This is a genomic window from Streptomyces sp. NPDC060198 (assembly GCF_042728415.1).
Lineage (GTDB): Bacteria > Actinomycetota > Actinomycetes > Streptomycetales > Streptomycetaceae > Streptomyces.
Genome location: NZ_JBHWZJ010000688.1, coordinates 1 through 1,182 on the forward strand (window position 1 = coordinate 1; position 1,182 = coordinate 1,182).

The window sequence follows — 1,182 nt, forward strand, 5'->3', positions numbered from 1 at the left end:
GGTTCCGGTCCACCGGAACCTGCCCCACCTCCTTCATCCCAGAGAGACCCCGAGATGCACGCAGTGGCACCATCCCGCCGTAACCCCGCCGCCGGCCCCGTCCGCGCCGTCGCCCTCTTCCTGCTCACCGTGCTGGCGCTCGCGGGCGTGTGCACCGCTCCGGCCCGCGCGGCGGACGGTGACGTCACCTGGACGGTCCGGACGGCCTCCAACGACTTCGGGAACGACCGGTCGAGCTTCGGCTACAGCGTGAACCCGGGCGGGAAGACCGAGGACGCGATGGTCGTCGCCAACCACGGCACCACCGCGCTGACCCTCGCGGTGTACACCGCCGACGGCTTCACCACGGACAAGGGACAGCTCGACCTGCTGACCCGGGACAAGAAGTCCCGCTCCGTGGGTGCCTGGGTGCGCGCCGCGCACGGGACGGTGACGGTCGCCCCGGGCAAGACCGTCCAGGTCCCGTTCACGGTCTCGGTCCCGGACGACGCCACCCCGGGCGACTACGTGGGCGGCATCCTCACCTCTCTGGGACAGCCCGACGACGCGGAGGGCATCGCGGTCGACCGGCGTCTGGGCATCCGGATCAAGCTGCGCGTCAGCGGGGCGCTGCGGCCGAAGCTGGCCGTCGAGGACCTGCACGTCTCCTACGGCGGCTCCGCCGGTCCGTTCGGCCAGGGCGACGCGACGGTGACCTACAGCCTCCACAACACGGGCAACGCGCTGCTCTCCGGCACCCAGAAAGTCACCGTCACGGGTCCCTTCGGTACCTTCACCACCGATGCCGGCGCCGTCGCCGCACCGCCCGAGCTGCTGCCGGGTGAGCGCTGGAAAGTGACGGTCCCGGTCCACCACGTGACTCCGGCGTTCCGCCTGGCCACCACCGTCACCGTCACCCCGGTGCTCACGGACGCGGCCGGCTCCACGACCGCCCTCAAGCCGGTCGTGGCCACGGCCCACGGGTGGGCCGTCCCGTGGACCCTGGCGCTGCTGGTGGTCCTGGTCCTCGCCGCGGTCGTCGTGGCGGTCGTCCTGACCCGGCGCGGGCGCGCCCGTCGCAAGAGTCTGGAGGACGAGCGGGTGCGCGAGGCGGTGAGCCGCGCGCTGCGGGAGAAGACCGGGAAGCAGGCCTGACCGCGTCCCCCTCGAACACCGCGTCCCTGCGGCCGACGGAACCCTCTC

The 1,182-nt window shown here is 72.8% G+C and carries 1 protein-coding gene; it reads left to right on the forward strand.

Annotated elements, in window-relative coordinates; translation table 11 throughout:
* The first annotated feature begins 54 nt into the window (after positions 1–54).
* Positions 55–1,134, forward strand: a complete 1,080-nt coding sequence (locus tag ACFWEP_RS34750) for a WxL protein peptidoglycan domain-containing protein (protein ID WP_387376310.1) — start codon at positions 55–57, stop codon at positions 1,132–1,134.
* The last annotated feature ends 48 nt before the right edge of the window (positions 1,135–1,182 follow it).